The 18,192-nt window shown below is 50.1% G+C and carries 15 protein-coding genes; 7 read left to right on the top strand and 8 right to left on the bottom strand.

Translation table 11 applies throughout. From position 1 onward, the window contains the following. Positions 1-8 precede the first annotated feature (8 nt). Positions 9-1,529, bottom strand: a complete 1,521-nt coding sequence (locus tag LRP57_RS01175; RefSeq protein ID WP_231204246.1) for a sensor histidine kinase — start codon at positions 1,527-1,529, stop codon at positions 9-11. Between the two features lie 114 nt (positions 1,530-1,643). On the opposite strand from LRP57_RS01175, the gene LRP57_RS01170 reads away from it, so the two are divergent. Continuing rightward, a complete protein-coding gene (locus tag LRP57_RS01170; RefSeq protein WP_231204244.1) occupies positions 1,644-3,314 on the top strand; it encodes a PspC domain-containing protein in 1,671 nt (556 codons plus the stop codon). A gap of 81 nt (positions 3,315-3,395) precedes the next feature. Next, the gene (locus tag LRP57_RS01165) at positions 3,396-3,959 is read left to right on the top strand and encodes a hypothetical protein (RefSeq protein WP_231204242.1); all 564 of its coding nucleotides are present in this window, start codon (positions 3,396-3,398) and stop codon (positions 3,957-3,959) included. A gap of 109 nt (positions 3,960-4,068) precedes the next feature. Here the strand turns inward: LRP57_RS01165 and metG are convergent, their stop codons facing one another. Next, a complete protein-coding gene (gene metG / locus LRP57_RS01160) occupies positions 4,069-5,910 on the bottom strand; it encodes a methionine--tRNA ligase (protein WP_231204240.1) in 1,842 nt (613 codons plus the stop codon). A 155-nt stretch (positions 5,911-6,065) separates the two neighbouring features. On the opposite strand from metG, the gene LRP57_RS01155 reads away from it, so the two are divergent. Beyond that, entirely contained in the window at positions 6,066-6,644 is a 579-nt protein-coding gene (locus LRP57_RS01155; RefSeq protein ID WP_231204589.1) for an isochorismatase family protein, read from the top strand. Between the two features lie 94 nt (positions 6,645-6,738). Here LRP57_RS01155 and LRP57_RS01150 read toward each other — a convergent pair whose 3' ends face one another. From LRP57_RS01150 to rsmI, 5 genes are all read right to left on the bottom strand, one after another. Beyond that, positions 6,739-7,635 carry a metal ABC transporter permease gene (locus LRP57_RS01150; protein WP_231204238.1) on the bottom strand — a complete coding sequence of 299 codons (897 nt, stop codon included), beginning with the start codon at positions 7,633-7,635 and terminating at the stop codon, positions 6,739-6,741. An 87-nt stretch (positions 7,636-7,722) separates the two neighbouring features. Further along, positions 7,723-8,454: a metal ABC transporter ATP-binding protein gene (locus LRP57_RS01145; RefSeq protein ID WP_231204236.1), complete on the bottom strand. Its 732-nt coding sequence runs from the start codon at positions 8,452-8,454 to the stop codon at positions 7,723-7,725. A gap of 38 nt (positions 8,455-8,492) precedes the next feature. Then, positions 8,493-9,443 (bottom strand): metal ABC transporter substrate-binding protein, encoded by a 951-nt coding sequence (locus LRP57_RS01140; protein ID WP_231204234.1) that lies wholly within the window; start codon positions 9,441-9,443, stop codon positions 8,493-8,495. A 165-nt stretch (positions 9,444-9,608) separates the two neighbouring features. Next, the gene (locus tag LRP57_RS01135; RefSeq protein WP_231204232.1) at positions 9,609-11,069 is read right to left on the bottom strand and encodes an amino acid permease; all 1,461 of its coding nucleotides are present in this window, start codon (positions 11,067-11,069) and stop codon (positions 9,609-9,611) included. Positions 11,070-11,208: 139 nt separating this feature from the next. Then, on the bottom strand, positions 11,209-12,072 hold the full coding sequence (gene rsmI, locus LRP57_RS01130) for a 16S rRNA (cytidine(1402)-2'-O)-methyltransferase (RefSeq protein ID WP_231204230.1): 864 nt from the start codon (positions 12,070-12,072) through the stop codon (positions 11,209-11,211). Between the two features lie 212 nt (positions 12,073-12,284). Here rsmI and LRP57_RS01125 point away from each other — a divergent pair, with 212 nt between their 5' ends. Beyond that, positions 12,285-13,124, top strand: a complete 840-nt coding sequence (locus LRP57_RS01125; RefSeq protein ID WP_231204228.1) for a DeoR/GlpR family DNA-binding transcription regulator — start codon at positions 12,285-12,287, stop codon at positions 13,122-13,124. A gap of 133 nt (positions 13,125-13,257) precedes the next feature. Here the strand turns inward: LRP57_RS01125 and LRP57_RS01120 are convergent, their stop codons facing one another. Then, positions 13,258-14,814, bottom strand: coding sequence for an FGGY-family carbohydrate kinase (locus LRP57_RS01120; protein WP_231204226.1), 1,557 nt, complete (start codon positions 14,812-14,814; stop codon positions 13,258-13,260). A 789-nt stretch (positions 14,815-15,603) separates the two neighbouring features. On the opposite strand from LRP57_RS01120, the gene LRP57_RS01115 reads away from it, so the two are divergent. From LRP57_RS01115 to LRP57_RS01105, 3 genes are all read left to right on the top strand, one after another. Then, positions 15,604-16,059: a ribose-5-phosphate isomerase gene (locus LRP57_RS01115; RefSeq protein WP_231204224.1), complete on the top strand. Its 456-nt coding sequence runs from the start codon at positions 15,604-15,606 to the stop codon at positions 16,057-16,059. Between the two features lie 101 nt (positions 16,060-16,160). Beyond that, positions 16,161-17,231: a hypothetical protein gene (locus LRP57_RS01110; protein WP_231204222.1), complete on the top strand. Its 1,071-nt coding sequence runs from the start codon at positions 16,161-16,163 to the stop codon at positions 17,229-17,231. 83 nt (positions 17,232-17,314) lie between these two features. After that, positions 17,315-18,163 (top strand): HAD-IIA family hydrolase, encoded by an 849-nt coding sequence (locus LRP57_RS01105; RefSeq protein WP_231204220.1) that lies wholly within the window; start codon positions 17,315-17,317, stop codon positions 18,161-18,163. Positions 18,164-18,192 lie beyond the last annotated feature (29 nt).

Here is an 18,192-nt window from a genome sequence, read left to right as displayed (position 1 = left end):
CCTATGCCTCAGTTTGTTGATTCTGTTCCGCGTGGAACATACATGTGTACTTCAGTTCCGGGATTTAATCGGCGTATGGAAGCTTGCCCGCCTGCCCGTTCCATACGCCCAAAGATTGATCCTTTCACTCCGTGCCTATCAGCAGCGATCTCGTCGAGATTAAAACCTGGACCTGCGTCTTTTACATACACATCAACACGTGTCGGTGTTGTTTCAGCGTAAACAGAAATAGGAGCAGCACCATGACGAACCGCATTATGTGTTGCTTCACTGCAGGCGGCAATTAATGCAAGTTCTGCTGGCCCCGGCTGCACGTCACCAACAGTAACAACTTCCACGGGCACACCGTGCAGTGATTCAATATGACCGACAGTTTCTTTAAGAGCTTGTGCGAAAGAATCTGCCACTTCCGTTCGCCCTGTGTACAGCCATGAACGTAATTCACGTTCCTGTGTAAGAGCAAGGGCGCGCACACGTTGAGGGTCTTGAGCTGCTCCTCGTATGAGAGTTAGAGTTTGCAAAACTGAATCATGCAAGTGCGCAGCTATATCTGCGCGTTCAGCATCACGTACCTGTTGTTCACGTGTTACCTGCCCATCACGATGTGCACGAAGGACCAGAGGCATCAAAGCCAAAGCAACACCAACAATAGAGATCAAAATAACCGAGGCTACTCGTAGTGTGTGCAGCAGTGATTCATGGCCGAAGATAAAAAACAACAGTCCTACGCTAAAGAGCGTTGCACCGACAATGATTACCATGATATTCAGTGGAGCATACAAGCGTTGCGCAGAATCGACACGGCTCCAAATGAGAAGTAAACCGAAAACACTCAGGAAAATACCTGAGGCTACCTGCCAACTTACGCTTCGGTTTCCCATAAAGAGAATGAGCAGAAAAGCCACTCCGATAAGGCCAATCCCAGCAAAGACAAGCTGATTACGCGCAGTCGAAACTCGCCGGTCAATCCCAACAGAGGCCAGACGCTCAGCAATCCGTTCCCCACGATGTGTGGATATCTCTGGCACATCCAGTGGAACCATGAGCCATAACCACACATACAGTAAAGCCCCTGCTCCACCACCTATGATGCTGGCAATAATGAAAATAATTCGCGTAGCTTTCACTGATATGCCGAGGTGAATGGACAAGCCTGAGCAAATACCCGCTGCCCAGGGGGTTGGCATATCTGCACTTCGAGCAGTCGCACGACGTAAAGGGGGATGCTCTGTTGTATGGCGTGGAGGCATAGTCTTTTCCCCCGGCATGAAAGTATCACGGAAAGCTTGAGGTTCCCTCATGTGAGGTGTGCCAGTTGGATCGTATGAGTAGTCGTAGCGCCGGTAGTTTTGCGCAGGTTTTTGTGGGTGAACTGACTCATCAGACGAACGATATGGCAAAGAAGCAAAAGAAGGAACTGAAGTATCGTGTTCCACCTGTGTGTACGGAAAGCCCTTGCCCATTGGCGCTCCCGCACCATACCCAGCTTGTTCGTTCAGGCATGTGTGAGGGTTCGTTTGTTCATCCACACGTATATTTTCCCATCAATGCGCCTTCATATGCACCTGCTCACGGTACGATCAGGGGCAGATCAGGGGAACCCCCAATATTTTTTTGTTCTTTTTTCAGGCACAGTAGATGCTATGAATACACAGGAATCTTCATTTGGACCTTCTGATCCTCACAATTGGAGAACTCACGGTGGCCCTCCACCTGCTTCAGCCCCTCAGCCAGATTCTGACCCTTACAATTCTCATTCTTTTTTCCGTTCACTACGTTCGTCAGGATTTTACCGTACCGACTCACGTTTCATTGGTGGCGTTTGTGGGGCAATCGCACAAAAAATTGGATGGGATCCTGCTCTCATCCGCGGCTTGACACTGATCTTTGTTTTTTTCATGCCGCTTATCTTGGCTCTCTACGGTCTTGCCTGGGCTTTCCTCCCTGAACAATCTGACGGCCGCATCCACGCTGAAGAACTCATCAAAGGTCGTTTCAATATTGCGCATTTGGGGCAAATTTTCCTTCTATTTATTGCCTTCAGTGGGTCATATTCGATTTCATCGGTCCTTTTCAGTTCCCGTTTTTCTTCCCCTTTCACACTTTTTATTCCTAGCATGTGGGTCTTATGCATCCTGCTGATTATTTTCTTCATTGCACGAAATAAACAGTCAACATCTCCGGGACACACCTCCTCCCACTACGGCGTACCTGCATACGCGCCCCCTACACCTCAAGCAAACGCTCCTAGCTCATCACATACTCAGCCTCAGGGACCTGACGTGTTACCGCCTGAAAACCTAGGACCTAGCCGCAGCCCACAGGTAACAGAAGCAACCTCATCAGCAGGCTCTATGGGATACCCTCCCGCTGGAACAACATCTTTTGCTCCTCCATCTGCGACTACTCCCCCCACCTCCTCATGGCAAACATCTGCGCACACATATGCTTCACCTTACGCACCCCCGACAATGGCCGGCACACCTACACCGGTTTATGCCACACAACCCATGCGTTCTTTCACGAAAACACGTCGGGTCAGCACCGCTACTAACTTGGCAGTCACCGGAATTATCACGCTCATCATTACTGCGTCTTTTTTCCTCATGCGTTACTTCTGGATACTCAGCCAAGCAAGTACCGGCACCCCAACGCATATAATTTGGCTATGCCAAACAGCTCTGATTGGCGGTGGAATTTCACTGATCTTTGTCGGCCTCGTCATTGCTTTCGCTTCAGTTCGTGATCGCAGTGCCGGATGGCTCGTAGGCTTATCAGTCTTTGGTGTGCTTCTTGCCGTTCCCACCTCCTTTGCTGCCCTTCCATTGGCCGCCGGTGTCAATGTGTCATGGCTTGGCTCATGGAGCAACCACACAACTCTCTACAGCTTCAACACAATCGAAAGTACATGGGAAGCTGATGTTGTTCACCTCCCCGTATATGCGGCAAATCTTTCCATAAAATTAGAGGATGCACCGCAAAAAATTCATAAAACTATTACTTTTACTGGATCTAGTGCCTCAAATACAACGGTAACTCTACGTTCAGATCAACCTCTGCAAATCATAGCTTCCGGTGGCATTAACCGATTAAACGTCAATAACGTCACCTTAGATGCCACCAGCACCTCACTTTTAGACAGCAGTATTGATGAAGAAACCATCTTGCGTACATCAAATTTCACCGAGGAAAATGGAATCACCCTATTCCTTAGCCCAGAGGTGGAAACACTCACACTTAATGGCTTACGCGACGCTTCCTCATCTTCCAAACCGTCGAGTTCTGCCACCCCAGCCCCTCCATCTGGAAGCTAAGAGAGCACCCTCAAAAAGAACGCGCAGCCTGACAAGCTCACATCAGCCATAAAAATACTTGATAACAAGGAAAACACCCTTATGCCTCAGCACACACACGATAGCGAAACCGAAACTTTGAACACATCAACACCTGCAGGACAGGACGAACATTCTCATACCCACACGCAGGATAAAAGCCCCCATAATACTTCCTCACTACCATCATCACTTCTCTTGCAGCCAGAAAACAGTGACACCACTGAAACCAGCATCCTTGAGGAACACGCCCCTACCATTGATAAAGCGCAGGATTCTTCAGACACTGCCGCACCTAAAAACAACGGGAGCGATACACCCGATTCCTTTCGACTACAAGAGTCAGATGCCCCTCAGACTGCTGCGCCGACAACCGAAACGGTTTCTGCGGCCTATCCTCGCTTTGTCACACCACAAGACCTCGCACAACACACAGAAAGCGAAGCACGAGGGATTCGTATAGGCCAGTTTTTGTGGGCTTCCCTCGTCATCATCATTGGTCTGCTACTCATCTTCTGCGCATTCATCGGGTACATTGACGTAGTTTTCGCTTTAATCTGCGCGATTGCTGCGGTGGGCCTGACTTTGATTCTCGCGGCCCTTATCATAGGAACCAGAAAAAAGTAATGAGTGGTTCCGCCCGCTGAGCACATGCGAACCGCATAGCACGCACCCCGATCTTCACCTCACCTGCAGGTTATGATCGGGGCTACGTTTTAGGCCTATAGCCTAGGTTTTATGCGCCTGTCACATCGTCAGGAAGCATATCGGCATAACGAGCCAGTTCTTCCTCAATAATTGACTCATCAAGTTTGACGAATACCGGCGAAGGCTTACCAATTTCGCGTCCCACCACCACAGGGTGACGTTCCCACGTTGGGAAACCTTCATAATCACCGGTAATAATCGGGTAGCCTGCGCGTCCACGGAAATCTTCAGGCAGCACATCAGGATCAAGTTCTGCTACTTCTTCAATCCGAGGCATAGGTGCAATATCGCCCGCGCCCCCCATGATGCTGTCAATCGCATTTGCGGCATGAGGTAAGAACGGACTGAGCATCGTATTCAGGTCAGATACAGCTTGAGCAAGAACCCACAAAACTGTACGTAAACGCTCCTGCTGCTCAGGAGCTTTCAGCTTGAAAGGCTCTGTTTCTGTGATGTATTTATTTGTTTCCGCCACAAGACGCATAGCCGCACCTAAAGCAGCTTTTTGACGGTGATGACGAATCAGATCCCCCACCTCAGCGAAACCGGATTCAATAGCCGCCAGCAAAGCCTCATCAATTTCTTGGAGCGGACCAGGCTCGGGAATAGCACCACACTTTTTGTGAATCATTGAGGCTGTCCGATTGACGAGGTTACCCCAGCCTGCAACAAGTTCACCATTTGTGCGTCGCACAAATTCTGCCCATGTAAAGTCAGCGTCGGAGGTTTCAGGCCCTGCTGCACTGATGAAATAACGCAGCGCATCAGCCTGATAGCGTTGAAGAAAATCGCGCACATAAATCACGATGCCATGGGAAGATGAGAATTTTTTCCCTTCCATCGTCAGGAACTCACTGGAGACAACCTCTGTTGGCAAGTTGAGTACGCCCAGGTCTTTTGGCTGGCCTTCCTTTGAGCCTTGACCGTTGTATCCCAGTAATTCAGCAGGCCAAATCTGACTGTGGAACACAATGTTGTCTTTACCCATGAAGTAGTACGACAAAGCTTCGGGATCATTCCACCATTGCCGCCATGCTTGTGGATCACCTTGACGGCGTGCCCATTCGATTGAGGCCGATAGATAACCGATCACGGCATCAAACCACACGTACAAGCGTTTTGTGGGTTGATCTTCCCATCCTGGGACGGGGATACCCCAGTCGATGTCACGTGTCATTGCTCGTGGGCGTATATCGTTGAGGAAGTTCTGCGAGAATTTAATAACATTTGGCCGCCATGTTCCCGAATCCTCACGATCATTCAACCAGTGGGAAAGGGCATCTGCTAACGCAGGTAAGTCAAGGAACCAGTGTGTTGACTCAACAAATTGCGGTTTTTCCCCGTTAATACGTGAGTGGGGGTCAATAAGGTCCGTGGGGTCAAGTTGGTTCCCGCAGGCATCGCATTGATCGCCTCGTGCTCCCGGTGTTGAACATATCGGGCATGTGCCTTCAATGTAGCGATCTGGTAGTGTGCGCCCTGTTGATGGCGAGATTGCTGCACGGGTGACCTGTTCAATCATGTATCCGTTGTCACGAACGACCTCGAACATTTCTTGAACGACTGCATAGTGGTTTCCCGCAGTTGTACGGGTGAAAAGGTCATAGGACAAGCCGAGCGCAACAAGGTCCTCCACGATGAGGCGGTTGTTACGATCTGCGAGTTCTCGCGCACTAATACCTTCAGCGTCAGCAGCCACCAAAATAGGGGTGCCATGTTCATCTGTCCCTGACACCATGAGGACTTCATGACCGGCCATACGCATGTAGCGTGAGAATACGTCTGAGGGCACTCCGAAACCAGCAACATGTCCGATATGACGAGGGCCATTGGCGTAAGGCCAGGCGACTGCAGAAAGAATACGACTCATACTGCGTAGTTTAGTCATGTTACTTCGGGACTTTGCTTATCCTTATGCTTCGTGGACGTGTGACACATTCGTGTTCTTTTGTTGCTGCGGATATTCAGCTATGGTGTGACTTGTTAGCGTTACCGGGAAATTATGTTCAACGTCAGGAGATCATGGTGATACGAGCGCTCATCATTGTTGATGTTCAGCCGACTTTTTGCGAAGGCGGAGAACTCCCTATTCTGGGTGGCGACAGATGCGCAGAGGATATTGCCTATTTCCTTGAAAAGAACCGTGATCGTTATCGCCTGCTCATCACTACACAGGATTGGCATATTGACCCGGGTGCTCATTTTTCTGCGACCCCAGATTATGTGGATACGTGGCCGCCTCATGCACAGGCGGGAACAGTGAACGCGCGTATTCATCCGGCTTTGCAGGGTTTCGCATATGATGCGGCGATTCGTAAAGGTCACTATGGCGCAGCTTATTCAGGTTTTGAGGGGATGAATGATGAAGGGGTTTCTTTAAATGCGCTGCTGACTGGGGCAGGCGTCACTCATGTGGATATTGTTGGTTTAGCTCAGTCGCATTGTGTATGTGAGACTGCGTGTGACGCGGTGAAATATGGGTTTTCTGTGCGAGTGTTTTCTGATTTGACGGTTCCGGTCACCCCTGAGCTTGGGGAAAAAGCTTCTCGTGTTATGTGTGAGCGCGGTGTTGCGCTAGTTCGTTCGTGTGATGCTCGCTGGTAAGCAGGGTGGCCGCATTTCAGGGAAGATTACGGAGGCAGGCCCAAGCCGCTTTTAGGGTATGTTTCAGGTATTTCACTGGGGTATCCCCTGCATTTTACGAGGTGGCGGATACTGTTTCCCTCATACGTTTGCGGGCGAGGGAACGGTTTTTCATTATTCGATACAGGCCCACTCTGGGGGAAAGCAGCCACGCGATACAAAATCCGATACCGTGGACAATAACGATCATGGCTCCTGAGGCAACGTCTTTGTGGTAGCTCACGAGTATTCCAATAAATGTGCATGCGATGGAAAATAGTGGGGCGATGACAAGCATACGTCCGAAACGATCTGTGAGTAGGCGCGCAGTTGCTCCTGGGATGATAAGTAAGGCGACGACGAGGATGACGCCGACGACTTGTAAGGCAACCACTGTTGTCACCGCGAGCGCGCCGAGGAGAAATGCGTTGAGGCGTTTAGGGGAAAGTCCTACTGCGAAAGTATGAACGGGGTCGAAGGCGTTGAGGATGAGGTCTTTGCGCAAAAGAATCAGGACTGTTGCGACAGCCAGTGAGAGGATGATGACTTGAATCATGTCTTTTGTGAGGACACCAAGGATGTTGCCAAAAATAATGTGTGTGAGGTCAACATGGCTGGGTGTGATAGAGACAAGAAGCAGGCCTGTCGCAAAGAAAATAGTAAAGACAATGCCTATTGCAGCATCTTCGCGGATGCGTGTTTTTTGTTTAACAATTCCGATGAGGGCCACCGATAAGGCTCCCGAGATAAAAGCGCCGATGGCGAAAGGAATTCCAAGGATATAGGCCAAGACAACACCGGGTAAGACGGCGTGGGATACAGCATCACCCATAAGGGACCATCCGACCAGTATGAGCCAGCATGAAAGCAAAGCGCATACCAGTGCGGCGGCCATAGAAGTTACTAGGGCACGTGTCATGAATCCGTAGCTGAAAGGTTCGATGATGTAGTCAATGAGTATCGCGTGGAGCATGCTTTTCCTCGTCGTTTTTCGTGTGCTCTGTTTTTGGGGTGCTGCATGCAGCCATTGTGAGAGCACGTATCGACGTTTCTTGAGTTTTTAGTTTTCTGTGGAATTCGACGTGCTTTTGTTAGCGACGATTCCGAAAACTTGTGCGAGGATTTCTGGGGTACAGACAATATCTGGAGTGTCGTGGATGAGGACTCTGCCGGCGAGCAGGAGTGCTTCATCTGCGAAAGTGGATAGTCCCGCGAGGTCATGTGTGGCTACTAGCAGTGTTTTATTACGTGTGGCCAAGCCGCGCATGAGTGTACGGATTGTTTGTTCTGAAGCGTGGTCTACTCCAGCGAAAGGCTCGTCAAAGAGTAGGAGTTGCGCGTCTTGCGCTATGCCTCGGGCAACGAAAGCGCGTTTTCTTTGGCCGCCAGAGAGGGCACCAATTTGTCGGTGCCGTAGGTCTGTTAGGCCGACCATTTCTATTGCTTGATCGACTGCGTTTTTATCTGCTTTTCGGGGGCGTCGTAGGAAGCCCATATGTCTTTGACGACCAGAAATCACAATATCTTCGACGCTGATGGGGAAGGTGGTATCGACATCTTCGTTTTGAGGTACGTAAGCGATTCTTCCGGCAGCTCGTGCTCGGGCTGGGTTCAAACCGCCGATGGTTATTGTTCCGGTGGTTGGTTTGACGAGTCCGAGTATGGATTTCAGGAGGGTTGATTTACCTGACCCGTTCACACCGACAAGAGCACACAGCTTTCCAGATTGCAGTGTCAAATTGACATCATCTAATGCGTGTACGTCACCGTAGTCAACAGATAGGTGTGTCACTTTTAGAGCTGTGTGCTCTTGTGTAGGCGTTGTCTGGGTCAATTTTTTGCTCCGGTAAGGGCGTGAGCGATGAGTTGAGCATCGTGTGTAATCAGGTCAAGGTAGGTAGGAACCGGACCATTTTTATCACTGAGGGAATCGACGTAGAGTACTCCACCAAATTGCGCGTCGGTGGCATCGACGACTTGTTGCATGGGAGCGTCTGAAACGGTTGATTCACAAAATACTGCGGGAATGTTATGCTCTTTCACAAATTCAATGGCTGAGGCAATTTGCCCTGGGGTTGCTTGGTTTTCTGCGTTTACTGCCCACAGGTATTTTTCAGTGAGTCCTGCGTCTTTTGCGAGGTAGCTGAATGCGCCTTCACAGGTAACTAATGCGCGTTGGTTTTCGGGTAGAACAGAGAGGGTATCAATGAGGTCTGTGCGCACTTTGTCGAGTTTTGTTTTGTAGGTTTCAGCGTTGTTTCGGTATGCCTGCGCGTGTTCTGGGTCAATGTCAGCAAATGCGCGCGCCATATTATCAACGTAGGTTTTTACGTGCGTTGGTGACATCCAGGCATGGGGGTTGTCGTGCCCTTGAGCAGCATCTTCAGCAATAGGAATCGAGGGGACTCCTTGAGAGGCCACGATATGTGGGACGGCTGCTTCGGCGATAAATTTTTCAAACCATAATTCAAGGCCAAGGCCGTTGTCGATGACAAGGCGAGCTTTTGAGGCTTTTGCGATATCCCCCGGTGTGGGTTCGTATCCGTGGATTTCTGCGCCTTCTTTGGTGATAGAGACAATGTCCAAGTATTCACCAGCGACGTTGCGTGCAATATCTGCGAGGACTGTGAATGTGGTGGCCACTGTTGGTTTATCGCCTGTGGGTGTGGCGCTTTGTGTGCCAGATGGTGCTGTGTTTGTTGAGCTGCATGCAGCAAGGAAAAGGGCTGCAATGGATATGGTGCTCACGACGGTTGCGCGGATGCGGGAAAATGTACGCACGATACCTCTTTCGTAATTTTTCGGGTACCCGAAATATTACCTACTTTTTTCAGGAAACGCCACCTAAAAACAGGGACTATAGGCCAAAAACAGCAATCCCCTTAACAAAACAACGCAACACGCGCTCTTGTAAAGGGGATATAAAGGACCTACGTCCGCTAATTTCTACTGGCCAACAGAGGTTAAATCTGCCTGCGCTGGATCGACTTTTGGCTGTCGGGTAACAACTTTATGTATCAGCCACACGCATAAGAACAATGGCAAACCAATATAACTGGACAGTAAAGCTGTCATATCAGCATTTCCTAGCAACGCCTCTACGTTCTGCCCCACCACCACGATGGCACACATCACCAAGGCAATAATCGGACCCGCAGGATACAAGCGCGCCCGATAAGGCAAACGCGCAACATCAAAACCTTGAGCCGCCAAAGCCTGACGGAACTTCATATGCGACCAAGCAATACCCATCCACGTAATAAAGCCAGCCAAACCTGAAGCATTCACCAACCACGTATAGGCCGCACCATCACCGATTAATGAGGAAATGAAACAAATAGCACCAATTGCCGCAGTCGCAGCCAAAGCAAGAACAGGAACACCGTACTTATTTGTGCGGCCAAATACCGCTGGCGCCGAACCGCGTTGAGCCAAAGCGTACAACATACGAGTAGAAGCATACAGACCCGAATTACCAGCAGAAAGAATCGACGTTAAAATCACCGCATTCATCACCGCCGCAGCAGCAGCAATCCCCGCACGATGAAATACCAAAGTAAAAGGAGACACTGAAATATCTGAAATCTCAGAGTTCAACAAATTCGGATCGGCGTAAGGAATCAAGAAACCAATGACAGCGATCGTCCCAATATAGAACAGCAAAATACGCCAGAAAATCGTACGAATAGCTCGCGGCACTGTCTGAGAAGGATTATCAGCCTCACCAGCGGCAACCCCTACAAGCTCAGTCCCTTGGAAACTGAAACCCGCCACCATAAAAATAGCGAGGATCCCCATTCCACCGCCCACAAAAGGCGCATCCCCTTCAACCCAGTGAACAAAACCCGGTGATTCTCCACCAAGAATACCGAGGATCACCAATAACCCGAGGACAAGGAATACAATAACAGTCACTACTTTAATAAAAGCAAACCAGAATTCACCTTCCCCGTAGGCCCGCGCCGACAGCGCATTCAACAGAATAAGGACTGCTAAAAAGAGCGCTGACCAAACCCAGCCGGGAGTATCCGGAAACCAGAATTTCATGACAAGCGCCGCTGCTGACAATTCTGCTGCCACCGTAATTGCCCAGTTAAACCAATAATTCCACCCCAAAGCGAAACCAAAACTTGGGCTAATAAAACGTGTCCCATACTCCCCAAAAGAGCCAGCCACTGGTAAATATGTCGCCATTTCACCCAGAGACTGCATCAGCAGGTACACCATGAAACCAATCAAGGTGTAAGCCACCAGAGCGCCACCAGGACCGGCTGTGGAGATAGTTTCACCGGAAGCAACAAAAAGGCCAGTGCCTATCGAACCGCCGATAGCAATCATCGTTAAATGTCGTGTACGCAATGTGCGCTTCAATGTATGACGCTCTGCAGGCGTGCCGCTGTCAGGCATTCCAATCTCCTTGTATTCACTGTGTCCGCATATGCGTATGTGGAACACACCTGCCTATTGTGAAGTATTGCTTTCCAGTAGCGCTGTTCGTTCTAAAATATGGCATTTCCGCTTATCAGTACACTATGAGCACTTTTGTTCACGACAAATCTCGATGCGCTAGTGCCGCCTGATATAGGTCATTTTTTCTTGCCCCCGTAGCCTGAGCAACCTGACCTGCGGCCTCTTTCAGTCGCATACCTTCAGCAGCAAGGGCAAGAACAGCGCCCACATGATCTGCAGGATCAGCCATGCCACGATAGCCCTCAACAACAATAGTGATTTCACCGAGTACGTCATTTTCTGTGGCCGCAATTAAGCTTTCCAGATCTCCTCGGATAATTTCTTCATGGCTTTTCGTCAGTTCACGACAGATCACTGCTCGGCGTTGTGGGCCAAAAGCTTGTGCCATCTTCTGTAGGCTCTGGTGGAGTCGCCGCGGAGATTCAAAGAATATGAGCGTATGAGAATCTCGTGCGAGCCCGTCAAGGAAACGTTGGGCTTCACCTTCTTTACGGGGTAGGAACCCCTCAAAACTGAAACGATCTGATGGCAGGCCAGAAACAGCTAAAGCCGTCACGGGAGCCGAAGGACCCGGCAAGGCTGTGACTCGCACCCCTGCTTCCACGGCTTCACTGACTACTCGATATCCGGGGTCAGATACTGTCGGCATTCCCGCATCAGAAACAAGCAGAACATGAGCACCGTTCTGCGCTTGAGCAACAAGGCTATGTGCGCGGTCTTTCTCGTTGTGATCGTGCAAACTTATGAGGGAACCGACTACTCGTACATCTAACCGGTGAGCTAAAGCTAAAAGGCGGCGGGTGTCTTCCGCAGCAACAATATCTGCTTGCGCTAGCGCATGTACGAATCGGGGGGATGCGTCACCGATATCACCAATAGGTGTAGCAGCAATGGTGATGTATCCTTCAGCAGAATTGCGCGCCTGTTGCGTCGTTTTCATTGTTTTATTGTCCCACGCATGTCATAAGAGCTCCACGTTTTGCCCCGCTCTTTCAGACTGATAAGCTGAGGGAAGTTCGTGAGGGCGCGTTGTACTGCAAACGACCTCTCGCGTAAACGGAAGTGGTTATTCGTTTTTAGGCGGCGACCACTTTTCAGATATGTACAAGTGAGCGCAGGTACCCAACACCGATTTTCGGTTGGGAGAGGATAATGACATCAGAAAAACCGGCGAAGGAACAAGATGCCACCGTGTATGAAAATCCATTAGGCGGTGGTAACCCTCATCTGGACGGCCCTCGCTCACGTCAACTCATGATCGCTGAAGCTGTAATTAAAGGCGGCACGACCAGCGTGGAACGCCTTGCAGAGCTGACAGACGTATCCCTCATGACGATCTATCGTGATATCGCTATTTTGGAAGAACGCGGTATCCTTCAACGTCACAGGGGCCAAGTTGTTGCGGTAGCAAGTGGCTTACATGAAGCTGATGCTGAATTTCGCCTCGAACAGTCCTCGGCTGCCAAACGAGCAGTGGCTTCAGCCGCGGTGTCACTCATCCCCGCAGGTAGTTCACTGATGCTTGACGACTCCACATCTGGAGTGTGGCTGCTTCGCGCTCTGGGCGATCAGGCTTCTATCACCGTGGTCACGAATTCTTTACTTGTAGCCTCTGAAGTTGCTCAAAGCCATTCCAATAAGCTCGTCGTAACAGGTGGCGAATATCAGCCGTGGTCACGTGCGCTCATGGGAAATGCGGCTACCGGTTTCATTCGTTCCCTTCATGCTGATTTTTGTGTTATTTCAACATCGGGGATTTCTCGTTTTTCTTGTTTCCATCCTTACCAGGAAAATGCTGAGATTAAACGGGCTATGCTCGATTCAGCTGAAAATAAGATTCTCCTCGTCGATCACACGAAATTTACTCGACGCGCACTCTATGAGTTCGCCACGCTTCAAGAATTTACGCATGTTGTCATTGATGCGCACACGCCAGAGAAAATCATTGCCACACTTGAAAAAGAAAAAGTCAATATTTTGGTGGCACGTTAATGCGCGTCGCAATATAAGGGAGGGAACCGGAAAATCCGATCCCCTCCCCCATTATTTTTCTCAGTGCTTACGTCTTTCCCGCATATGAGAGGCATCGAGTGATCCCCTCAGCGAAAAATACGCAGAACTCAGGTCAGGCCAAATGGTCCACTGTCTTATGAATTGATTCTTGGAGTGCAGCGTAGTTATCCATGTAGCGTCCAAGGAAGAACTGGTATTCTTCGTGTAGCTCTTGATTTGGTTCAAGCACATCAATTTCGTGAACCATATGCTGAGCGGCTTCTTGCAGATCGCTGTAGAAACCTGCGCCTACCGCTGCTGCCATACAGGTACCCAAAGCAACAGCGTCGCCCACCTCAGTAAGGCTGATAGGCGCACCGGAAACATCAGCGTGCATCTGAATCCAGTCGCGGCTCTTTGTTGCGCCACCGCAGGCCACCATCTTGTTGATGGAGAATCCGGCTGCTTCCATAGCCTTAATATTGTGCGCGGTTCCGTAGCATACTGCTTCCATGATGGCACGGTAGATATGCGCTGGAGTGTGCATGAGGGAAAGGCCCGAAATAATTCCGCGTGCCCGAGAATCTGAATATGGTGTGCGGTTGCCTTGGAAGTATTCATTGATGACCAGGCCATCACAGCCAGGAGGAATATTCGCAGCCTGTTCGTCGAGTACTTTGTAAGGATTCAAGCCGACTTTTTCTGCCGCGGCGACAAGATCAGCAGCAAAGTTATCTTTGAACCATTTGAGTACTGAACCTGTGGACACGCCGCCGCCTTCAACAGTGTATTGACCAGGAACAACACCATCAGTGTAGGCACCAAAGAAGCCCTTGCCATGGATTTCTGTGGCTGATTGAGCTGAAAGCACATGGGAGGAACCGGTGATTAGTGCTGCTGAACCAGGGTTGAGTACGCCAAGACCGATCTGACCAGCCCATGCGTCTGCTGGACCTTGAGCAACCGGAATACCCGGACGCAACCCAAGTAACTGTGCTGGGATAAGGCCGAGGGTACCGATCTGTCGGCCGATATCCTCAACACGTGTGGGAAGTTTGTCGAAAATGTCACCGCACCCAATGGTTTCGTAGAAATCTACTGGCCAACCGCCGCGATCGCGGTTGTAGTACATGCGGTGAGCAGCAGAGTTAATGTTAATTGTCCATTCGCCGGTGAGCTTGTAGGTCACCCAGTCTGGGGCATCAACGATATGAGCGGCTTTTGCCCAGATTTCTGGCTTATTTTCACGTAGCCATGCAGCTTTGAAGGGAAGCCATTCAGCGATTGCAGGGGAAGTGCCGCCCCCGTTATATAGGCGGGCAACTGATTCAGATTGCTCAGCGCGTTTGGCTTGTTCGGTGGCGCGCACGTCCATCCACATGATGGCGGGGCACAGTTCTTCACCTTTTTCATCCATGACAACCATCGTCAATGTGGTGGCGTCATAGGAGATTCCTGCAATTGATGAGGTAGGGATTCCTGCTGCAGCAAGTGCTTTGTGAGTGGATGCTTGGAGTGCTTGCCACCAGTCTTCAGGCTTTTGTTCGGCCCAGCCTGGACGAGGGTAGTAGGTGCGATAGGCAGTGGCAGCAAATGTGAGGGGATGACCATTAAGGTCACAAATAGCGACGCGGCATGATTCTGTACCGAAATCAATGCCAAGCAGGTATGGTCCTTCGGTGTTATGCATGTGACTCTCCCTTGAGTTGTCAGGTATTGATAAAGGTCTGCGTGCAAGAAAAGCTCAAGGCTTTCTGCACTCAGTGCTGAGCTCGTTTGGCTTTTGCACGTGCTCACGAAACTTTCAGGTGGAGGTTCACCGTCTTGAAGCTGTGCTGAGCCTGTTCACATATCTGACTCACGTGAAACAACAACGTCTCGAAATCACATCATGACTGATAAATTTAACAGTGTCAATTGATAATAAGTTGAGATTCATGCTTTGAAACAAAGACTTATGCGCCGAGAGTGCGAAGTAAAACCCTACTACACAGCAAATTTTTCGCATGCAAGAATCTGCAGAAAACATGATTTTTCTTTGAATTTTAGCGATTTTTACTGAAGATTCCCAGCTGACAATCCCTAATTTCGCAGCGGAGGGTTAGGTGAACAAAAATTTCAGAGCCTCACAAAAATTTTTCACATTTTCACAATTAATGCGAAGAAATCCGGAGAAATTCACAGACTTCACATAAAAATCTATACAATAAAACTATGGGCTAGATTACATTCTAGAATAATAAACGTCCAATAATTCTAGTGAGGATTGCTCATAATTTACAGTTTAACAATATCTATATCAAAGTAGCACAATAAGAAAAGAATCCTTGAATCGCACGCACATGTCTACCTTGAAAAAATAAGAAACAGCTTGCACGATGTTCTTAACATGATATATGTTAATTTCAATCCGCAGGAGGACGTAAACCACTCAGCGCGGTACACAGATCACACACATGTCGCAAGGAAGGGACAAACCATGGGGTATCGAATTGTAGTGGCCTCAGACTTTGCAGGTTTTGACTACAAAGAAGCCATCAAAAAAGACCTAGAAAGCGACCCCCGCGTCGATGAAATTATTGACGCCGGCGTACTTGCTTCCGACGACACAAAGGAATACCCGCACATCGCAGTCACAGCAGCCCGTAAAATTGCCGACGGCGAAGCCGACCGCGGAATTTTCGTCTGCGGCACAGGTATGGGCGTAGCCATGTCAGCCAACAAAGTCAAAGGTATTCGCGCCTCAACAGCCCACGATTCCTTCTCTGTTGAACGCCTTGTCCTGTCAAATAACGCTCAAATACTCTGCCTTGGCCAGCGCGTCATCGGCCTTGAACTCGCCCGCCGACTCGCACGCGAATTCCTCGGATACACATTCGACCCCTCATCACATTCAAAAACCAACGTAGACATTTTGTGCGCATACGAAGACTGAAAACTTCTTCCCCACACCACGTGCAAAGCTGCACAACGAACACACAATCTCATTTTCAGATCACATGCGGCACACCCGCAATCACCAGAGATTAAGGAACAATGATGTTAACAACCTCGCTCACAGTATTCTGTATCGGATTACTCGTAGCATTAGCCGGAGGCGCTTTCGGTGCCTCAATCGGCGCTAACTACGGTTTCATCCTCACAGGCTTCGTCGTACTCGCATCATGGGGTATCGTCGTAGCCACCGGCAGCACCTTCAGCCTCGACTACATTGCATTCGGCCCATTCATGGGTCCCCACATCGTCTTCGCTGGCGGTGTCGCCGCAGCCATTTACGCCGCCTACAAAGGCCACATGGATAACGGCAAAGATGTGAACTCCCCTCTCGCTGGCCTAGGCAAACCCAGCGTGCTCTGGGTAGGCGCACTTTTTGGCGCAGGCGGACACATCGTTCAAATCGCCATCACCTACATCCCCTGGTTTGGCTCTCACACCGACTCCATTGCCCTCACCGTCCTCCTTTCCGGTATTACTGCTCGCCTCCTATTCGGCGGCCTACCCGGGAAAGGCCTTTTCAAAGGTTCACTCCACAACCTCAAAGGCCGCTCAGGAACTTTCGCGCAAAAGATTGCTCCAAGCGACGACTTCGGCTCACAATGGCTACGTTGGCAAGAAAAACCAGGACAACTCAGCGCAATCGGCCTTTCCTTCGGCACAGCAGCTGGCGCGGTTTCCTTAGTACTCGCCTCAATGGTTTCTAGCTCACTCACCGCACGCGGACTCGACGGCTCAGTTGCCATATCCTCAGCAAACACCTTCGCTTTCGGTATTTCAGCCGTTATCATCCTTTTCCTCATCACCAACCGCAACATGCCGGTTCAACACCACGCAACAAATATTGCTGGCCTTGCTGCCATACAGTTCTTCCCCATCGTCGGCGGATCCTTCACCGCCACCGAAGGACTTGGCGCATGGTTCCACGCAAACGAAAGCGCAGTACTCATCACGCTTGTGATCTCAGCAATTGCCGGTGTCGTCACCATGTTCGCCGGCGAATTCTTCGCACGCATATGGCACTCACGCGGCACCTCACACATTGATCCACCAGCTGCCGCCATCTGGATATGTAACACCGCGGTCGTCAGCTTAGCTGCCCTCTTTGCCTAAACCCAATCCTTTGCTCTGATACCAGAGCTTTCCCTACAAAATGACAGCACCCATTTCCACTCACACACAGAAAGGTTGAGACGATGAAACGTACGGCTCCTACTGAGCTATACGACGCATACATCTTTGATATGGATGGCACGATCTACCTCGGGGACGACCTGCTCCCCGGTGCCAAACGCCTCATTGAAGGGCTACGTGAACTCGGTAGGCCCGTACGTTTCCTCTCAAATAACCCCACCAAAGATCCCGAACTTTACGTCGACAAACTCAAAAAACTCGGCATCCCCACACCAATCAACGAAATAGCTAACACCGTAGTAACCACCGTGCGCTGGCTTACAGCACACCACCCAAACGCTACCGTTTTCCCCATCAGCGAAGAACCCCTCAAAAAGGCCCTACGCGACGCAGGAATCAAAATAAGCGAAAACCCGCAAGAAATCGACATCGTTATCGCCTCCTACGACCGCACTTTCGATTACCGTAAACTCCAGATCGCCTTCGATGCTATCTGGTACCACAAACGCGCATTCCTCATCACAACCAACCCCGACCGTTACTGCCCATTCCCCGGAGGACGCGGAGAACCCGACGCGGCAGCAATCGTCGGAGCCATCACCGGATGCACCGGCACCACACTCACAGCCAACATGGGAAAACCTGAACCCATTATGCTCTCAGCAGCTATTGATGGCCTCAATGTTGATCCTGCCCGTTGCATCATGGTGGGTGACCGGCTCACCACCGACATTGGTATGGCAATAAAAACAGGAATGTACTCCTGCCTTTTACTCACAGGAGACTCCACTCTCGAAGAAGCCGAAGCGCTAGACAAATCCCAGCAACCAACCTACGTTCTCGACCGGATCGATCATCTTATTCCTCAGCAAATCCGCGACCAGTGGGGCTGGAAAGACAGCGATAACTAAAACCGCACGCACCACATGAAACATGCCTC

Origin of the sequence: Schaalia sp. lx-260, assembly GCF_021083645.1 — a bacterium.
GTDB lineage: Bacteria > Actinomycetota > Actinomycetes > Actinomycetales > Actinomycetaceae > Pauljensenia.
The sequence above is the reverse complement of the archived record's forward strand: the minus strand, read 5'-3'. Positions and strand labels throughout refer to the sequence as shown.